Annotated in this window: 14 protein-coding genes; 6 read left to right on the top strand and 8 right to left on the bottom strand. The window is 73.1% G+C overall.

Features of this window, described 5'->3' with window-relative positions; translation table 11 throughout:
• Positions 1–43 precede the first annotated feature (43 nt).
• Complete coding sequence (locus B0675_RS01795) at positions 44–337, bottom strand: hypothetical protein (RefSeq protein WP_081216966.1); 294 nt, start codon at positions 335–337, stop codon at positions 44–46.
• Positions 338–498: 161 nt separating this feature from the next.
• Here B0675_RS01795 and B0675_RS01790 point away from each other — a divergent pair, with 161 nt between their 5' ends.
• Positions 499–1071 carry a hypothetical protein gene (locus tag B0675_RS01790; RefSeq protein WP_081221532.1) on the top strand — a complete coding sequence of 191 codons (573 nt, stop codon included), beginning with the start codon at positions 499–501 and terminating at the stop codon, positions 1069–1071.
• 30 nt (positions 1072–1101) lie between these two features.
• Here B0675_RS01790 and B0675_RS01785 read toward each other — a convergent pair whose 3' ends face one another.
• The 5 genes from B0675_RS01785 to B0675_RS01765 all read right to left on the bottom strand — a co-directional run bounded on the left by B0675_RS01785 (position 1102) and on the right by B0675_RS01765 (position 6904).
• A complete protein-coding gene (locus B0675_RS01785; protein WP_081216965.1) occupies positions 1102–2112 on the bottom strand; it encodes an LLM class F420-dependent oxidoreductase in 1011 nt (336 codons plus the stop codon).
• Between the two features lie 114 nt (positions 2113–2226).
• Entirely contained in the window at positions 2227–3084 is an 858-nt protein-coding gene (locus tag B0675_RS01780; RefSeq protein ID WP_081216964.1) for a DUF5336 domain-containing protein, read from the bottom strand.
• 173 nt (positions 3085–3257) lie between these two features.
• Complete coding sequence (locus B0675_RS01775; protein WP_081216963.1) at positions 3258–4241, bottom strand: N-acetylmuramoyl-L-alanine amidase; 984 nt, start codon at positions 4239–4241, stop codon at positions 3258–3260.
• Between the two features lie 106 nt (positions 4242–4347).
• Complete coding sequence (locus tag B0675_RS01770) at positions 4348–4998, bottom strand: class I SAM-dependent methyltransferase (protein ID WP_081216962.1); 651 nt, start codon at positions 4996–4998, stop codon at positions 4348–4350.
• A 160-nt stretch (positions 4999–5158) separates the two neighbouring features.
• Entirely contained in the window at positions 5159–6904 is a 1746-nt protein-coding gene (locus B0675_RS01765) for an MFS transporter (protein ID WP_081216961.1), read from the bottom strand.
• Between the two features lie 304 nt (positions 6905–7208).
• On the opposite strand from B0675_RS01765, the gene B0675_RS01760 reads away from it, so the two are divergent.
• The 5 genes from B0675_RS01760 (at position 7209) to B0675_RS01740 (ending at position 13883) form a co-directional block, all read left to right on the top strand.
• Positions 7209–9575, top strand: coding sequence for an acyl-CoA dehydrogenase (locus B0675_RS01760; protein WP_081216960.1), 2367 nt, complete (start codon positions 7209–7211; stop codon positions 9573–9575).
• Between the two features lie 76 nt (positions 9576–9651).
• Positions 9652–10845 carry a lipid-transfer protein gene (locus B0675_RS01755; protein ID WP_081221531.1) on the top strand — a complete coding sequence of 398 codons (1194 nt, stop codon included), beginning with the start codon at positions 9652–9654 and terminating at the stop codon, positions 10843–10845.
• 171 nt (positions 10846–11016) lie between these two features.
• Positions 11017–12435: an MFS transporter gene (locus B0675_RS01750; RefSeq protein ID WP_241539672.1), complete on the top strand. Its 1419-nt coding sequence runs from the start codon at positions 11017–11019 to the stop codon at positions 12433–12435.
• A 51-nt stretch (positions 12436–12486) separates the two neighbouring features.
• Positions 12487–13026 carry a SigE family RNA polymerase sigma factor gene (locus B0675_RS01745; protein WP_081216958.1) on the top strand — a complete coding sequence of 180 codons (540 nt, stop codon included), beginning with the start codon at positions 12487–12489 and terminating at the stop codon, positions 13024–13026.
• A complete protein-coding gene (locus B0675_RS01740) occupies positions 13026–13883 on the top strand; it encodes a hypothetical protein (protein ID WP_081216957.1) in 858 nt (285 codons plus the stop codon). The genes B0675_RS01745 and B0675_RS01740 overlap by 1 nt, the downstream gene beginning before the upstream one ends.
• A 113-nt stretch (positions 13884–13996) precedes the next feature.
• On the opposite strand, the gene B0675_RS01735 is transcribed toward B0675_RS01740, so the two are convergent.
• A complete protein-coding gene (locus B0675_RS01735) occupies positions 13997–14629 on the bottom strand; it encodes a response regulator transcription factor (protein ID WP_081221530.1) in 633 nt (210 codons plus the stop codon).
• A 316-nt stretch (positions 14630–14945) separates the two neighbouring features.
• Positions 14946–16202 carry a sensor histidine kinase gene (locus tag B0675_RS01730; protein ID WP_081216956.1) on the bottom strand — a complete coding sequence of 419 codons (1257 nt, stop codon included), beginning with the start codon at positions 16200–16202 and terminating at the stop codon, positions 14946–14948.
• Positions 16203–16214: the final 12 nt, after the last annotated feature.

Genomic DNA, 16214 nt, shown 5'->3' with positions numbered 1-16214 from the left:
CGGGACCCACTGGACATCCGGACCCTCCGGATGTTCCCGGTCGTCAGTGCCGGTGCATGCGGTTCGCGACCGCGTGGCCCACGAACAGGTAGACGACGGCGGCGAGACCGTAGCCGGCGACGACACGCGCCCACTGCTCGTCGAAGGTGAACAGGTCACGCGACCAGCCGGCCAGCCAGCTTGCCGCGTCGTGGATGAACTGCACGAGGTCGTTGCCGCGATTGGCATCGAGCAGATACATCAGAATCCAGAGACCGAGGATGACGGCCATAACATCCGCGACGATCGCGATGACCGTCCCCGCAGAATTCGAGCCGTTGCGATATCGAGGGGACATGACCAGCGTGTTGCCCGACCTTGCCGAATGAAACCCGAACGGGTTCGGTCAAGTGGCGCACGTGTGCGAACCGGGTGAGGCTGCCGGGGAGAGCCGTGTCGCCCCGGGACCGGGGAGGACCGGCGGACCAGGGAGAACCGTTCCCCCATCCGGAGGATCCCGTGCCCGTACCCGTACGGCGCCTGTTCGTGGCGCTGACCCTCTGCTGTGCCCTGATCGGCGGCGCCACCGCCTGCGGCAGCGACAGTTCCAGTTCCTCGCAGCAGGACACCGCCGCCGTCGTCCCCGCGAAGGGCACCCCCACGCCGACGACCTCCGCCGAGAAGCAGAAGTTCGCCAAGACCCGCTTCGTGGCGAACGCGGGGCTCGCTGCCGGCGCGACCTACCAGTGGATCGTCAAGCCCTACAAGGCGGGCAAGTTCAAGAAGGGCGCCAAGGGGCGCAAGCTCGCCCTGGTCAAGGCCGGACTCGCGGGCGCCTTCGCCTACAACCGCCTCAAGGCCGCCTCGAACAACGCCAAGGGCGACCCGACGCTCGCCAAGGCCGTCGCCCCGCTCACCGCGGGCATCGACGCCCTCAAGGACCTGCCGGCCAAACTCCGCAAGGGCGACTCCACCGATTCCGTCGCGAACTCCTTCGACGACGTCATCAACAAGGTGAAGGAAGCGGGCAAGAGCGCGGGCGCCGAGGTCAAGGACAAGGTGCCGTCTGCCTCGCAGCTCAGCGGCGGCTGACCGTCGCGGGCCCGATCTCCCGCCGCCGCTCTAGGAGTTGAGCTCCGCGAGCACGCGCAGGGTGCGGGGGTCCGGGGACAGGACCAGCAGGTCGGTCACCGGGCCCTTGCGCCACGACTCCAGCCGCTCGGCGATGCGTTCACGCGGTCCGACGAGCGAGATCTCGTCGGCGAAGGCGTCCGGCACGGCCGCCACGGCCTCCGCGCGTCGCCCCTCGAGGAACAACCGCTGGATCCTGCGGGCCTCCTCCTCGAACCCCATGCGGCCCATCAGGTCGGCGTGGAAGTTGCGGGCGGCGTGCCCCATCCCGCCGATGTAGAAGCCGAGCATCGCCTTGACCGGCAGCAGCCCCTCGGCCACGTCGTCGCAGACCTGCGCGCGGGCCATCGGCGCCACCAGGAAGCCCCCGGGCAGGTCGTCGAGCGCCGCCCCGTACGCCTGCGGCCGGTTCGGCGCCCAGTACAGCGGCAGCCACCCGTCCGCGATCCGGGTGGTCTGCGCCACGTTCTTCGGGCCCTCCGCGCCGAGCAGGACGGGCAGGTCGGCCCGGAGCGGATGCGTGATCGGCTTCAGCGCCCTGCCGAGCCCCGTACCGTCCGCCCCCCGGTACGGATGCGAGTGGAAGCGCCCGTCCAGCTCCACCGGGCCCTCCCGCCGCAGGACTTGGCGTACGACGTCGACGTACTCCCTGGTCGCGGTCAGCGGCGACTTCGGGAACGGTCGCCCGTACCAGCCCTCGACGACCTGCGGACCCGACAGTCCGAGCCCGAGCGTCATGCGCCCGCCGGACAGATGGTCCAGGGTGAGCGCGTGCATCGCGGTGGTCGTGGGGGAGCGGGCGGCCATCTGCGCGACGGCGGTGCCCAGCCGGATGCGTGAGGTCCGCGCCGCGATCCAGGTGAGCGGCGTGAACGCGTCCGAGCCCCACGACTCCGCGGTCCACACCGAGTGGTAGCCGAGCCGCTCCGCCTCCTGAGCGAGCGGCACCTGGTCCGCCGAGGGGCCGCGCCCCCAGTAGCCGAGCGCGAGACCGAGCCGCATGTCGCCTCCAGAGCCAGTATTCTGACGGTCCGTCAGGTCACGGGATGCTGCGACTGTACGACAACGGCCCCCCGCCGGAAAGGGCGAGGGGCCGGTGCGAGGGTGAAGCGGGGGTCAGCCGCGCTGGATCCCCGACGTGTCCTGGAGGACACCACGACGGCCGTCCTGCGTCTGCGCCACCAGGGCCGCACCGCGCTGCTCGACGGCCAGGTACCAGGTGCCCGGCGCCAGTTCGGCGATCGGCGACTGCGCGCCGTCCTCCGAGAACAGCGGCCGCGCGACCGGCACCGCGAACCAGAACGGCGAGAAGTCCTGCGAGGGCTGCTGCGGCGGCGGGGTCGACGACTGCGGCTGCGGCTGGTTCGGCTGCCCGCCGAACGGCTGTCCCTGCTGCGCGGGCTGAGCACCGTAGGGCTGTCCGGGCTGTCCGGGCTGCCCCGGCTGCCCGGCACCCGGGTACCCGTAACCACCCTGCGGCTGGCCGCCGTAGGGCTGGGGGGTCGGGGGCTTGGGGGCGCCGAGGAGGGCGGCCTGGAGAGCGGGGACGAGCGGGGTGGCCACCGCTGCGGCCGCGAGGACGAGGGCGGCGATGAGGCCGAGGATGGCTCCGATGCCGGAGTCGATGTTGCTGCCCGCGCCCGATCCGCCGTTGTCGAAGCCGGCGGCCGGGTCGAAGATGTTGCCGAGGGCGCTCCAGGCGGCGAACACCGTGAAGGCGACGCCGAACTGGCCCATGTCGAGGCCGGCGACCTTCAGGGGCTGCGGCATGCCGCGCGTCACGACGATGAGCGCCGCGCCGATGATGCCGGCGAGGAACACACCCATCAGGAGTTGCGCGTTGCCCCAGGCGTTCGGGAAATCGGCGCCCGAGACACCGTCGACGGAGTAGATGTCGAGGAACGACGCGATGAACAGCAATACCGCTGCTCCGATCACCACGCCGTCGCCTCGAGTGAGGGAGCGGATATTCACTTCAGGTCCTTCGTCAGTCGTCTCGTCATCGGTGGAGGCATCGCTGTCCGCCGTGTCGCCGTCATGGTGTCGCCGTCGGGTTCCGGTGTGCAGCGCGGGGGCGGCCCCTCATCGTACGGACGACACTATCGCCCGTCCTAGGAGGGTGTCCGCCGGGTTGGACGCGTCGATCACTACCCGTGCAGGAAGCTCACGATTCCCTCAGAGATCCCCCGTGCCGCCTTCTGCCGCCAGGCGCCGCTGGTGAGCAGCGCGGCGTCCTTGCTGTCGCGCATGTTGCCGCACTCGATGAACACCTTCGGAACCGTTGACAGATTGAGACCGCCGAGGTCCGTCCGCACGTCAAGACCGGTGCCGTCGCCGATGTAGTTGGAGGGGGCGCTGCCCGTCTCGCGGACGAAGAGGCCGGCGACGCGCTCGCCCAGTTCCCGCGAGGACGCGACGATCGGGCGGGTGTCGGCGCCGCCCGCGTGCACGGACCCCGGCAGGATCACGTGGAACCCGCGGTTGCCGGACGCGGAGCCGTCGGCGTGGACGGAGACGACCGCGTCCGCGTGCGCCTTGTTGCCGATCCGGGCCCGCTCGTCGACGCAGGGGCCCCAGGAACGGTCGCCGTCGTGGGTCAACTTCACGGTGGCGCCCTCGTGTTCGAGGATCGTCCGCATCCGGTTCGCCACGTCGAGGGTGAAGATGGCCTCCGCGTACCCCGCGTTGGTCGACGTCCCCGTCGTGTCGCACTCCTTGCGGTTCGTGCCGATGTCCACCTTGCGGTTGATCTCGGACGTGTGCTGGAAGTTGCCGGGGTTGTGCCCCGGGTCGATCACCACGACCTTGCCCTTGAGGGGGCCGGAACCGGCCGGCTTCGCACCGGTCGCGGAGCCCGACGGGGAAGCCTTCGGAGACTTCCCCGGCTTGCCGTCGTCCCGCGCGGTCGCGGAGGCGGAACCCGCCGCGGAGGGGGCGCCGGAGCCGGGCGCCGAGGACGACGTGGCGGGGGCGGCCCGGTCGGACCCGCCTCCCGAGTCGTTCCCGACGGCCAGCCACACCAGCCAGCCGGCCAGTGCGCCCGGGACGAGCGCGGCGACCGCGACGGTGAGGGGCCCGCGCCGGAAACGGCGCGGCTGGGGCGGATCGAAGTCAGGGCCTACGTACGACACGTCAGCCACCCTAGCGGGCGTCCACCGTGTCCACGGGGTCCGCACCGATGCCGGGACGGTTCGAGGGAGGCCCGCCGGGCGCGGGCCCTTTCCCCGCCGATGCCGCTCAGATCCCCGCCCCGGTCCGGCGCAGCACCCGCAGGGAGTCCGTGACCCCGATCTCGGTGAACGCGCCCGATTCCAGGGCCCGGAGGTAGACGCGGTACGGGGCCTGGCCGGTGAACTCGTCGACGGGGTCCGGGAAGACGTCGTGGATGACGAGGAGGCCACCCTCGGCGACATGGGGCGCCCAGCCCTCGTAGTCCCCGCTCGCGTGCTCGTCGGTGTGGCCGCCGTCGACGAAGACGAGGCCGAGGGGCGTGCGCCAGAACGCGGCGATCTGCGGCGAGCGGCCGACCAGCGCGACGACGTGGTCCTCCAGGCCCGCCCGGTGCAGGGTCCGGCGGAACGTGGGCAGCGTGTCCATGCGCCCGATCTCCGGGTCGACCGTCGACGGGTCGTGGTAGTCCCAGCCCGGCTGCTGCTCCTCGCTGCCCCGGTGGTGGTCCACCGTGACGGCGGTCACGCCCGCCTCGCGTGCGGCGTCGGCCAGCAGGATCGTCGAGCGGCCGCAGTAGGTGCCGACCTCCAGGAGCGGCAGCCCCAGCCGCCCGGCCTCGACGGCGGCCTCGTACAGCGCCAGCCCCTCGGCCGTCGGCATGAACCCCTTGGCCGCTTCGAAGGCGGCGAGGATCTCGGGCTTGGGTGCCGCGGGCATGGGGTCCTCCATCGGTGCGAACGGCGTCGACGGCGTCGACGACCTCAACAGCGCGCACGTCGTGAGCGGTGCGGGCGACGGGCCGACCCATCGTGCACCACACCCCCGCCGCGTGGGCGACGGGGGTGTGGACGATCACGTGCCGGGGAGGGCGCCGGGGTCAGGCGGTGACGCCCGCGTTCTCGCCGGGCAGCGCCAGATCGAGGTCGACGGGCCGGTCGTCGCCCGCGTGCGTCGCCGACGAGGCGAGCGGGCCGTGGCCCGCGGCCCGGGCGGCGAGCACGTACGCGCCCTGCGCCGGGACGGCGAGCGCGTAGCCGCCGTTCTCGTCGGAGAGGGTGGCGCCCGCCTGCCGGCCACGCCGGTCGATCAGGGTGACCTTGGCGCGGGCGACCGGGTCGCCGGAGGCGTTCAGGACCCGGCCGCGGAAGCCACCGAGCACCTCGTGCGCACGCTCCAGCGCGGCCTCCTCCTCGCTGCTCGCGCGCAGCTGCGGCGCGGAGGCCTGGCGCTGGCGGGGCAGGAAGAGGGCTAGGACCAGGCCGACCGCGACGGCGCCGGTGGCGATCATGAACGACACCCGGAAGCCGTGCATGGTCGGGATCGCGGCGCCGCCGACGTGGTTCGCCGTGTTGGCGAGCACCATGCCGATGACGGCGCTCGACACGGACGTGCCGATGGACCGCATCAGGGTGTTCAGGCCGTTCGCCGCACCCGTCTCCGAGGCCGGGACGGACCCGACGATCAGGGCGGGCAGCGAGGAGTAGGCGAGCCCGATGCCCGCGCCGAGGACGACGGCGATGACCAGGGACTGCCAGGCGGCGCTCATCAGGCCGAGACCGGCGCCGTAGCCGATCCCGATGATCACCATGCCGAGGATGAGGGTGACCTTGGGGCCGTACTTAGCCGACAGCCGCGCGTACACCGGGGCCGTGACCATCATCGTCAGGCCGAGCGGCATGACGAGCAGGCCGGCGCTGACCATCGACTGGCCGAGGCCGTAGCCGGTGGACTTCGGGAGCTGGAGGAGCTGAGGCAGGACGAGGGAGACGACGTAGAAGGAGACGCCGACCATGATCGAGGCGAGGTTGGTGAAGAGGACGGCCGGGCGGGCCGTGGTGCGCAGGTCGACCAGCGGGGCCTTCAGGCGCAGCTCCATCACGCCCCACAGCAGCAGGACGGCGACGGACGCGCCGAAGAGGCCGAGCGTGGTGGGCGCGGTCCAGCCCCAGTCGCTGCCCTTGGTGATCGGCAGCAGGAAGAGCACGAGACCGACGGACAGGCCTATCGCGCCCAGCACGTCGAAGGTCCCCTGGGCCCGCATCGGGGACTCCGGGACGACGAGCAGGGTGAGCACGATGGAGATGACGCCGAGGGCCGCGGCACCGTAGAAGAGGGCGTGCCAGTCGGCGTGCTGCGCGACGAGGGCCGCCGCGGGCAGCGCGAGACCGCCGCCGACGCCGATCGAGGAGCTCATCAGCGCCATCGCGGAGCCGAGCTTCTCGCGGGGGAGCATGTCGCGCATCAGGCCGATGCCGAGCGGGATGGCGCCCATCGCGAAGCCCTGGAGCGAACGGCCCACGATCATCGGCAGCAGCGCGCTGGTGAGTGCGCTGATGAGGGCGCCGACCACCATGATGGACAGGCTGGTCAGCAGCATGCGCCGCTTGCCGAAGAGGTCGCCGAGGCGGCCCATGATCGGGGTGGCAACGGCGCCCGCGAGCAGGGTCGAGGTCAGGACCCAGGTGGCGTTGCTGGGCGCGGTTCCCAGCAGTGCCGGCAGGTCCTTGATGACCGGGACGAGCAGGGTCTGCATCACCGCGACAACGATGCCCGCGAACGCGAGCACCGGCACGGTCGCGCCGCTCGGCCTCCGCGCGGGCTGGTCGGTCGTCGTGTGCGTCATTGCGTGGGGCCTCCAGGCCGTAAGAAAGCGAGCACTCAGAAGAGAGGTGGAGCGGAAAAGGGGTGATCCGTGCGGATTCGAGGGACGGTCGGTCGGGCTGATCCATGCGGATGCGGGGACGTCGGTCGGCTGATCCGTGCGGGATACGTGCAAGGAGAACCCGGTGTGCCCGGGCAACTATTCCGATGCTTCGGCGTACTAACGAATTCTTGACCGTTCCATGAGGATCTGACCTACCGTCAGAATGGAACGTGTTCTAGTCTGGCGCCCGATCCACGCACCTTGGGCCTTCGGGGAGGCACGCATGGGCATCGCGATCACGCCGGAACAGCGGGAGCTGGCCGAGGCCGTCCACGGCTGGATCGCCCGCGCCGTGCCACCCGAGGAGGTCCGCAAACTCCTCGACGCCCCGGGCACCGGCCGCCCGCCGTTCTGGGACGCGCTCGCCGCGCAGGGGCTGCTCGCCGTGCACCTTCCGGAGGAGTACGGCGGGGGCGGCGGCGACCTCCTCGACCTCGCCGTGGTCGTGGAGGAGGCCGCGCGGGCGGCGCTTCCGGGACCGTTCCTCGCGCACGCCCTCGCGGCGGCGGTCCTCGCGTCGGCCCTCCCCGCGTCCGCCGTCCCCGGGTCCACGGCTGCGACCGCCGGGGATTCCCCCGGGGCGGGCGACCGGGATGCGGGCGGGCTCGGCGGGCTCCTGCGGGACCTCTGCTCCGGGAACCGTGTCGGGGCGGTCGCGTTCGGAGCCGGTTCCCTGACCGCCGAGGCCGTGGACGGCGGCGGATACCTGCTCGACGGGGTCGCGCCGCCCGTGCTCTCCGGCGCCGACGCGGATGTCCTGGTGCTCGCGGCGTCCGTCGTGAGCGGAGGGCCGGCAAGACGTCCGGGGGCCGGAGCCGCGGCAGGGGGCGATCCGGGCGGCGTCGGAGTGCGCCCGGATGATCCGAGCGGCGGCGGAGGGCCCGGGGGCGATCCGAGTGGCGGCGGAGGGTCGCGGGCGGGGAGCGGCTCCGTGTGTCTGGTCGTCGACGCCCGGGATCTCGTCGTACGGCCGCACGAGAGCGCCGATCCCACGCGGGGGACCGCCGAGGTGCGTGCCGAGGGGGTCCGGGTCGGCGCCGACCGGGTGCTCGCGGCGGGCCCGTCGACGGTCCGGGACCTCGCCGCCGTCGTCCTCGCCGCCGACGCCTGCGGCACCGCCGCGTGGGCGCTGGACACCGCGGCCGGGCACGCCCGGGTCCGCGAACAGTTCGGCCGCCCCATCGGACGGTTCCAGGGCGTGAAGCACCTGTGCGCCGGCATGCTCGTCCGGCTGGAACAGGCCCGGGCCCTCACCTGGGACGCCGCACGCACCGGGCGGGAGCCGTCCCCCGTACGGGAACTGGTGGCCTCCCTCGCCGCGGGCTCCGCGCTCGACGCCGCCCTCACCTGCGCCGAGGACTGCGTCCAGATCCTCGGCGGCATCGGATTCACCTGGGAGCACGACGCCCACCTGTACCTGCGCCGCGCCCTCGTGGCGCGCCAGCTGCACGGGGCCGGGAGCGGACACCTGCGCCGGGCCGCCCGGCTCGCCCGGGACGGGGTACGACGGGAACTGCGCCTCGAACTCCCGCCCGAGGCCGACCGGTACCGCTCCGAGGCCCGCCGGGCGATCGACCCGGTACGCGGTCTCGACCCCGCGGCGGTCCGCAGGGCGCTGGCGCCCACCGGCTACGCCGCCCCGCACCTGCCGCCGCCCCACGGGCTCGGCGCGGGACCCGTGCAGCAGCTCGCCGTACAGCAGGAGCTGGCGGCGGCGGGCGTACGGATCGCCGACCTCGGGATCGCCACCTGGGTCGTGCCGTCCCTCATCGCCCACGGCACCGCCGCCCAGCAGGAGCGCTATCTGCTGCCCACGCTGCGCGGAGACCTGCTGTGGTGCCAGCTCTTCTCCGAGCCGGACGCCGGGTCCGACCTCGCCTCGCTGCGCACCCGGGCCGAGCGCACCGCGGACGGCCGGTGGCGGATCAACGGACAGAAGGTGTGGACGAGCGCGGCGCAGTGGGCCGACCACGGCATCCTGCTGGCCCGGACCGACCCGGACGCGCCCAAGCACCGGGGCCTCACCTACTTCCTCGTCGACATGAAGACCACGGACGGCATCGACATCCGACCCCTGAAGGAGATCACCGGCGACTCCCTGTTCAACGAGGTCTGGTTCGACGACGTGCTGCTCCCCGCGGACGCGGTCGTCGGCGAGGTCGACGACGGCTGGCGGGTCGCCCGCAACACCCTCGGCAACGAACGCGTCCACATGGCCGACCAGTTGACCTTCGACACCGGCCTGGAGGCGCTGATACGGGCGGACGTCGACGCGGCCCGGCTGGGCGCCCTGCTCGCCGAGGCGCACGCCCTGGCCTGCATCGGGCTGCGCACGACGCTCCAGCGGGTGTCCGGCACCGAACCGGGCGCGGGCGCCTCCGTGCGGAAGCTGGTGCAGACCGCCCACCAGCAGCGGGTCGCCGAACTCGCCCTCGAACTCCTGGGCCCCGAGGGCGCGTTGCGCGAGGGTCCGGGCGAGCGGGCCGTGCACGGCTTCCTGCTCTCCCGCTGCCTGACGATCGCCGGCGGCACCACGCAGGTCCAGCTCAACGTCGTCGCCGAACGCATCCTCGGCCTGCCACGAGACTAGGAGCGCCACTGCCATGACCGTCAAGCCCGCCACGAGCACCGAGCCCGCCGAGCCCGCCAGGTCCGCCAGGTCCGCCATGAAGTCGTACGTCGTCGGGGTCGGCATGACCCGGTTCGAGAAGCCCGAGACCCGGGACTGGCAGTACTGGGACATGGTCCGGGAGGCCGGTTCCGGCGCCCTCGCGGACGCGGGGATCGCCTACACCGACGTGGAGCAGGTCCCCGTCGGCCACTGCTTCCAGGCGTCCACCGCCGGTCAGCGCGCCGCGTACGAACTCGGCCTGACCGGAGTGCCGGTGTACAACGTGAACAACAACTGCGCGACCGGGGCGAGTGCGTTGATGCTCGCGCGGCAGTTCGTCGAGGGCGGCCTCGCGGACTGCGTCCTCGCGCTGGGCTTCGAGAAGATGAAGCGCGGTGCCCTCGGATCGGGCGCGGACGGCGGGGACTTCTCGACCTCGCCGGTCGCCCGCCACTACGGGATCATGGCCGCCCGGCACGGCTTCGAGATGACCCCGCCCACCGCGCAGATCTTCGGCGACGCCGCCCGGGAGCACATGGAGCGGTACGGCACCACCGAGGCCCAGCTCGCCGCCGTCGGTGCCAAGAACCACCGGCATTCGCAGCACAACCCGTACGCGCAGTTCCAGGACGTGTACTCCGTCGACGAGATCCTCGCCGCCCGGACCGTGCACCGGCCGCTGACCAAGCTCCAGTGCTCGCCGACCTCGGACGGGGCCGCCGCCGCGGTCGTCGTGTCCGAACGGTTCGTCGACCGCCACGGACTCGGGGACCGGGCCGTGGAGATCGTCGCGCAGGCGATGACCACCGACACCGAGGAGTCCTTCGCCTCCGGCTCCTGCATCGACGTCGTCGGCCGGCCGATGTCACGCGAGGCCGCGCGCCAGGTGTACGAACGCTCCGGACTCGGCATCGAGGACGTGGACGTCGTCGAACTCCACGACTGCTTCTCCGTCAACGAGCTGCTGACCTACGAGGCGCTCGGCATGTGCGAGGAAGGGGAGTCGGGCAAGCTCGTCGAGTCCGGCGCGACGACCTACGGCGGGCGCTGGGTGGTGAACCCCTCGGGCGGCCTGATCTCCAAGGGGCATCCGCTGGGCGCGACCGGCATCGCCCAGGTCGCCGAACTCGTCTGGCAGCTGCGGGGCGAGGCCGCGGACCGCCAGGTGCCCGGCGCGTGCGTCGGACTCGCCCACAACATCGGCCTGGGCGGCGCGGCCGTGGTCACGCTGCTGCGCGCGGGTGTCTGAGGCGGCCCCCGCCCGTCCCACGGGGTCCTGGACCTGTCCGCAAAGTCATGCCTGCCCGGCCTTCCGGGCGGCCGACGCGACGTTGCGGACGCGGGCCCGGGTCCGGCGGCCACGCCCGCTGCTTCGAAATCCCGATGCCAGGAGCGTCCGCCGGTTGAGAGCATGACATCCATGCTCCGAGCCGCTGAAGACACCCGTACATCCGCACCGGTCGCGCCACCCGCCTGGGTGGTGATCGCTCTCGCCTGCGCCGGACAGTTCCTCGTCGTCCTCGACGTGTCCGTCGTCAACGTGGCGCTGCCGTCCATGCGGGCCGACCTGGGGCTGAGCGCGCCGGGGCTGCAATGGGTGGTGAACGCCTACTCGATCGCCTTCGCCGGGTTCATGCTGCTCGGCGGCCGGGCCGGAGACCTGTACGGCCGCAAGCGGATGTTCCTGGTCGGGCTCGCCCTCTTCACGCTCGCCTCGGTCGGCGGAGGCCTCGCGCAGGAGGGCCCGCAGCTCCTGGCGGCGCGGGCCGTGCAGGGGCTCGGGGCGGCCGTGCTCGCGCCCTCGACGCTGACGATCCTGACGTCGGCCGTCCCGGCGGGCGCCGCCCGAGCGCGTGCCATCGCGACCTGGGCTGCCGTCGGGGCCGGGGGCGGTGCCGCGGGCGGACTCGTCGGCGGCCTGCTCGTGGACGGGCTGTCCTGGCGCTGGGTCCTGCTCATCAACGTGCCCGTCGGCGCCGTCGTCCTGGCGGGCGCCGCCCGTTGGCTGGTGGAGAGCCGCGCCGGGAACGGGCGCCGCCTGGACCTGCCGGGCGCACTTCTCGTCACGGCAGGGCTCGCCACCCTCGCCTACGGCATCGTGCAGACGGAGGCCGAGGGCTGGACCTCGGCGGCGACCCTGGTGCCGCTCTGCGCCGGACTGGCCCTCATCGGAGCCTTCCTGGCCGTCGAGGCACGGACCAAGGCCCCCCTGATGCCGCTGACGCTGCTGCGGGTCCGGTCGGTGTCCTCGGCGAACGCGGCGATGTTCGTCAGCGGCTCCGCCATGTTCTGCATGTGGTTCTTCATGACCCTCTACGCGCAGAACGTCCTCGGCTACTCGCCCCTCGGGGCCGGTCTCGCCCTGATGCCCAGCTCCCTCGCGGTGGTCCTCGGCTCGAAGCTGGCGCCCCGGCTCATGACGGTGACCGGACCCCGCACCGTCGCCGTGCTCGGCACCCTCCTCGCGGCGGGCGGCTTCGGCTGGCAGTCCACGATGACGGCGGACGGCACCTATCCGACGGCGATCATGCTCCCGGGCATCCTGATGATGGCGGGCGCGGGCCTCGCGCAGACCCCGCTCGCCTCCCTCGCCACCTCCGGTGCGACCCCGCAGGACGCGGGCCTGGTCTCGGGACTGGTCAACACCTCGCGGGTGATGGGCGGTTCCCTCGGCCTCGCCGTCATGTCCACCATCGCCGCGGCCCGCACGGGGGACAGCCACTCCGCCGAGTCCCTCACCGCCGGCTACGCCCTGGCCTTCCGTACCAGCGCCGTCCTGCTGGTGGCCGGCGCCGCCCTGATGCTCGTATGGCTGCCACGGAGAACGTCACGCGGATGAGGCAACGGGATCGGGCCCTCGTGGACTCCTTCACGCATCGAGGAGGTGTTCATGGGGGATCGGAAGCAGTCCCGGGACGAGGAGTTCCACCGTTTCGTCCTCGGCCGCTGGCCGCGGCTGATGCGTACGGCGTTTCTCCTCACCGGGGAGCAGCACGCCGCTGAGGACCTGGTCCAGGCGACCCTGGAGCAGGTCTACGTCGCCTGGCGCAGGATCGCCGCGGCGGACGAACCGGAGGCGTACGTACGGCGCGTGATGATCAACGCGCACGCGCGCAGACACCGCAGGAAGCTCAAGGAGTTCCTCGCGCCGAGGGACGACTCGGGCCTGACACACGAGGTCCCCGACCGCGCGGATCCGATCGGGCGGGCCGACGACCGCGGCGCCCTGCTCACCGCACTCGCCCAACTGCCCCCGCGGCAGCGCGAGGCGGTCGTCCTGCGCTACTGGGAGGACCTGAGCGAGATCCAGACGGCGGCCGCGATGGGCTGCTCGGTGGGCGCCGTGAAGAGCAACGCGGCCAAGGGAATCGCGAAACTCCGTGTCGTACCGGGCCTGGCCGACACGCTGACCTACGGAGGGCGGGCGTGATGGGCGGGAACGGACAGGCGGAGCACGGCGGGGCGGCGGACCGGGACATCGCGGTGCTGCTCGCGGAGGCGGCCGACGGGGTGAGGATCGGCGCCGTCCCCTACCGGGAGCTGGTGCGCGGTGGACGTCGGCGCAGGGCCCGCCGCTGGACCCTGGCCGCGGCGGCGGCCCTCGTCGTCGCCGGCTCCGCGGGAACGCTGGCGTCGGCCGGCGGGACGGACGGAGAGGGACGCAGGGTCGTGCCGGCCGCGACCGCACCGGTGACACCGGACTCCCGGCAGGTCGACAAGCCGCGGAGCACGGCCGTGGCGCGCGGGACCGACCACGGCGAGGGCTGGACGGTGGAGGCCCTGGTGTGGGCGGCGCCGCGCAACGTGTCGGAAGCGCGGGCCCAGTTGAAGACGATGAGGGGGTACGCCCTCGCCCCCGCCGGCATCCACGCACCCTCGGACCTGGTCGGCAAGGGCTGGTACTACGGCCGTCTGATGCGCGACGGCGGGTTGGTGTCGACGTTCATGAACGCCCCGGTGGAGAAGGGAGGCACGCCGCCCGACGGACAGGTCGTGGACGCCGTGACCACGCTGGCCCCGGAGAACCCGGCGGCGGCGGACGACTCGCGGCGGCTCGTCGTCGGCCGGGTCGCCCCGACCGCGCTGGAGGTCACCTGCACCTGGGACGACGGCACGAAGGTGAAGGCCGCTCCCGCCGCCCCGGGCACGGGTCTCGTCGGCGACTTCGAGGACCTGGTCCGGCCGGTGGACGGATCGCGGGCGAACTGGTTCACCTGCGTGGCCCCCAAGGGCGAGGACCACCGCTCGGCAACGGTGAAGGTGACGAAGGTGGCGAAGGGGTCCTGACGGGGCCGGCGGCCGGACCGGCCGTCCGCGCCAGGGGGTGTCCGCAACGTCACGTCGTCCGCCCGAAGGGCGGGCCGGGCGTCGCCGGGCAGGCGAGACTTTGCGGACACGCCCTAGAGCCACCCCCGCTGGCGGGCCTCGCGCATCGCCTCCATGCGGTTGCGGGTGCCCGTCTTCCCGATGGCGGAGGACAGGTAGTTGCGGACCGTCGACTCCGAGAGATGGACGCGGGCGGCGATGTCCGCGACCGTCGCGCCGTCGGCCGACGCCTTCAGGACGTCGCACTCGCGCGCGGTGAGCGGACTGGGCCCGGCACTGAGCGCGGCGGCGGCGAGCGCCGGGTCGACGACGGTCTCGCCGGTCAGCACCCGGCGGACCGCCTGCGCCAGCTCCTCCACGGGCCCGTCCTTGACGAGGAACCCCGCCGCGCCCGCCTCCATGGCCCGGCGCAGATACCCGGGGCGGCCGAAGGTGGTGAGGATCAGCACCCGGCAGTCCGGCACCTCCTCGCGCAGCGCGGCGGCGGCGTCCAGTCCGCTCATCCCGGGCAACTCGATGTCCAGCAGGGCCACATCGGGCCGGCTGACGAGTGCGGTGTCCACGATCTCGTCGCCCGCGGAGACCTGGGCGACCACCTCGATGTCCGCCTCCATCCCGAGGAGCAGGGCGAGCGCCCCGCGCATCATCCCCTGGTCCTCGGCGAGCAGCACGCGGATGGACTTGGCGGGGCGGTGGTCCCGGGGCATCTCGTTCACGGGCCAAGGGTAGGCGGCGGCCGCCGCCACGGACCGACGATCGGCCCTTCCCCGGTGAGGACGCGTGGCGACGGCCGCCGCACCGGCCCACCGGAAGCGCCGGCCGCCGGACCGGCCGGGCATCGGCACCCTCCCGGCGGGCCCCCGGACGACCGGTCGCCGGACGACCGACCCCCGGACGACCGACCCCCGTACGACCGACCCCCGTACGACCGACCCCCGTACGGCCGACCCCGTACGGTCGTTGCCGCCGGGCCTCCGGCGTCATCCTGCGCCCGGCGCGGGGCCGGAGGCCGGGCCCCGCGTCCTAGCCCGACATCTCCGTCAAGTCCACCGCCTCCACCGCCTCCACCGGCAGTTCGGCTCTCACCCGGAAGCCTCCACGTGGCGTCCGACCCGCCTCCAGGGAGCCGCCCGCGGCCGCGAGACGTTCGCCGAGGCCCTTGAGGCCGGTGCCGCCGCCCGCGTCGGGCGTGGCCGGGGCCGCCTCGGTGCCGTTGTCGGAGACGGTCAGGCGGACCAGGTCCGGGGTGCCGTCGACGGTGATCTCGCAGCCGGTCGCGTCGCTGTGGCGCACGATGTTGGTGACGGCCTCCCGCAGCACCCAGCCGAGCAGGGCCTCGGTCTGCGGGACGAGCGGCGGCCCCGACTGGCGTACGACCGGCTCCACCCGTGCCGCGGACAGTGCCGAGCGGGCGCGGTCCAGCTCCGTGGCGAGGCTGCCCTCCCGGTATCCCGTCACCGCCTCCCGGATCTCCGTGAGCGCCTGCCGCCCCACCGACTCGATGTCGGTGACCTGCACGAGCGCCGCGTCCAGGTCGCGGGGAGCCAGCCGGCGGGTCGCCTCCGACTTGACCACGATCACGGACAGCGTGTGCCCGAGCAGGTCGTGCAGGTCCCGGGAGAAGCGCATCCGCTCCTTCTCGACCGCCTGCCGGGCCAACTCTTCGCGCGCCGAACGCAGTTCACGCACCGCCTCGGAGAGCGAGAGGATCGCCGCCGTCACCATCGTCGACAGGAACGTGCCGTACGCGACGTTCAGCGCGTCCCAGCCCGCCTGCACGGACGACACCACCGCGGCGAGCGCCGTCAGGGCGAGGCCCGTCCTCCCGAGCCACGGACCGCGCAGCACGGCCCCGGTGGCCAGCCCGAGCAGCGGGAAGAAGTACAGCCAGCTCCCGCCGTACCCGATGGCCAGCCCACACGTGATGACGCCCATCACGACGAGCGCCACCCGCGTGGAGCGGGACTCCCGCTTGTCCTTCACGAACGCCCGGAAGGTCACGTAGATGTACAGCGAGTTGAAGGCGAACAGGCCCACGGCGCCGATCCACGGCTGGGCCGTCCTGCCCTGGAGGAGGTTCGAGAAGGAGCCCAGCCCCATCAGCAGCCACGGCAGCAGCGAGAAGCCGGTGGGCGGTGGCCCCGGGTTCTCGGGCACCTTCCCGCCACTGCGCCGCGCCGCCCGCCGGTCGGCCTTGAACCGCTCCATGTCGGCCTTCCAGACCGCCCGCTCCGCCCGCCACGCCCGCACCTGGCAGGTGAGGCCCCTCATCAAGGACATGTCCCGCTCCCC

Source organism: Streptomyces sp. M41(2017), assembly GCF_002078175.1.
GTDB lineage: Bacteria > Actinomycetota > Actinomycetes > Streptomycetales > Streptomycetaceae > Streptomyces.
Note: the sequence above shows the minus strand (reverse complement) of the source record. Positions and strands in the feature narration are given on the sequence as shown.

What these genes read in the sequence shown, in the direction of transcription:
- B0675_RS01770 (WP_081216962.1), bottom strand. Translation starts at nt 4,998, where the DNA reads ATGCCCGCGGCACCCAAGCCCGAGATCCTCGCCGCCTTCGAAGCGGCC.
- B0675_RS01760 (WP_081216960.1), top strand. Translation starts at nt 7,209, where the DNA reads ATGGGCATCGCGATCACGCCGGAACAGCGGGAGCTGGCCGAGGCCGTC.
- B0675_RS01735 (WP_081221530.1), bottom strand. Translation starts at nt 14,629, where the DNA reads ATGCCCCGGGACCACCGCCCCGCCAAGTCCATCCGCGTGCTGCTCGCC.
- B0675_RS01730 (WP_081216956.1), bottom strand. Translation starts at nt 16,202, where the DNA reads ATGTCCTTGATGAGGGGCCTCACCTGCCAGGTGCGGGCGTGGCGGGCG.
- B0675_RS01755 (WP_081221531.1), top strand. Translation starts at nt 9,652, where the DNA reads ATGAAGTCGTACGTCGTCGGGGTCGGCATGACCCGGTTCGAGAAGCCC.
- B0675_RS01740 (WP_081216957.1), top strand. Translation starts at nt 13,026, where the DNA reads ATGGGCGGGAACGGACAGGCGGAGCACGGCGGGGCGGCGGACCGGGAC.
- B0675_RS01745 (WP_081216958.1), top strand. Translation starts at nt 12,487, where the DNA reads ATGGGGGATCGGAAGCAGTCCCGGGACGAGGAGTTCCACCGTTTCGTC.
- B0675_RS01785 (WP_081216965.1), bottom strand. Translation starts at nt 2,112, where the DNA reads ATGCGGCTCGGTCTCGCGCTCGGCTACTGGGGGCGCGGCCCCTCGGCG.
- B0675_RS01750 (WP_241539672.1), top strand. Translation starts at nt 11,017, where the DNA reads ATGCTCCGAGCCGCTGAAGACACCCGTACATCCGCACCGGTCGCGCCA.
- B0675_RS01765 (WP_081216961.1), bottom strand. Translation starts at nt 6,904, where the DNA reads ATGACGCACACGACGACCGACCAGCCCGCGCGGAGGCCGAGCGGCGCG.
- B0675_RS01795 (WP_081216966.1), bottom strand. Translation starts at nt 337, where the DNA reads ATGTCCCCTCGATATCGCAACGGCTCGAATTCTGCGGGGACGGTCATC.